Source organism: Rhizobium sp. CCGE 510 (genome assembly GCF_000292525.1).
GTDB lineage: Bacteria > Pseudomonadota > Alphaproteobacteria > Rhizobiales > Rhizobiaceae > Rhizobium.
The window spans coordinates 1-980 of record NZ_AEYF01000100.1; the positions used below are offsets into that span (position 1 = coordinate 1).

Here is a 980-nt window from a genome sequence, read left to right on the forward strand (position 1 = left end):
GCCCTTACTTTGTTGAAGGCCTGGAACACCGGTCATCCAGGAGGCGTGACGACGGTGCATTCGAACACCGCCATGTCCGCCCTTCGCCGTCTCGAACAACTGACGTCGGAAGCAAGCCAGCAGCCGATGCACGAGGTAATCGGCGAGGCCGTTGATCTCGTCGTCTCGATCGAGCGCACCGGACGCGGACGGCGTGTGCGCGATGTCATCAACGTCGAAGGCTTCAAAGGCGGAGCCTACCAGACCGAACACTATGCCCAGATCGATGAGGATAGCCATGCAGCCTAAGCATCATCATGTACTAACCGGCGCAGTCGCCTTGATCGGAGTGATTGTTTTGGCCTCGCCGGTCCTGGCGTCGTCCGGCGGTGGCGGACTGCCGTGGGAGTCGCCGCTGCAGCAGATCCAGCAGTCGATCACGGGTCCAGTGGCCGGGTTCATTGCACTCGCGGCCGTGGCCATCGCCGGCGGCATGCTGATCTTCGGCGGCGAGCTCAACGATTTCGCGCGACGGCTTTGCTACATTGCGCTTGTCGGCGGTGTTCTGCTCGGCGCGACCCAGATCGTAGGCCTGTTTGGCGCAACGGGTGCCACGATCGGCAGCGTCGAGCCGGTGACCCAGACCCGGACCATTGCACAGTCTGCGATCTCTCCGCGGGCAGGGGAGGGGGCCCGTGGCTGACACCGGCTCCAATCTGTCCCGCTCGCGGATCCATCGCGCTCTCTCGCGACCCAACCTGCTGATGGGCGCCGATCGGGAGCTGGTGCTGCTCAGCGGCCTTGCCGCCGTCATCCTGATCTTCGTCGTGCTAACCTGGTATGCCGCGATCTTCGGGCTGGCGCTCTGGCTCGTTGCCATCGCCGCACTTCGCATGATGGCCAAATCCGATCCGCTGATGCGTCGCGTCTATCTGCGGCATGTCTCCTACAAATCCGCCTACCGGGCGACCTCGACGCCCTGGCGGCGATATTGAGGTTTT

General features: G+C 63.6%; 3 protein-coding genes. All 3 read left to right on the forward strand.

What is annotated here, in order from left to right:
* On the forward strand, window positions 1-288 hold a 288-nt coding region (locus RCCGE510_RS32615), incomplete at its 5' end, for an ATPase, T2SS/T4P/T4SS family (protein ID WP_007637893.1).
* Window positions 278-682: a TrbC/VirB2 family protein gene (locus RCCGE510_RS32620; RefSeq protein WP_007637895.1), complete on the forward strand. Its 405-nt coding sequence runs from the start codon at window positions 278-280 to the stop codon at window positions 680-682. The genes RCCGE510_RS32615 and RCCGE510_RS32620, both read left to right, overlap by 11 nt.
* The gene (locus RCCGE510_RS32625; protein ID WP_007637897.1) at window positions 675-974 is read left to right on the forward strand and encodes a conjugal transfer protein TrbD; all 300 of its coding nucleotides are present in this window, start codon (window positions 675-677) and stop codon (window positions 972-974) included. Before RCCGE510_RS32620 ends, RCCGE510_RS32625 begins: the two co-directional genes overlap by 8 nt.
* Window positions 975-980: the final 6 nt, after the last annotated feature.

Bases quoted from the DNA above. Each gene is read 5' to 3' on its own strand.
- RCCGE510_RS32620 (WP_007637895.1), top strand. From the start codon at position 278: ATGCAGCCTAAGCATCATCATGTACTAACCGGCGCAGTCGCCTTGATC.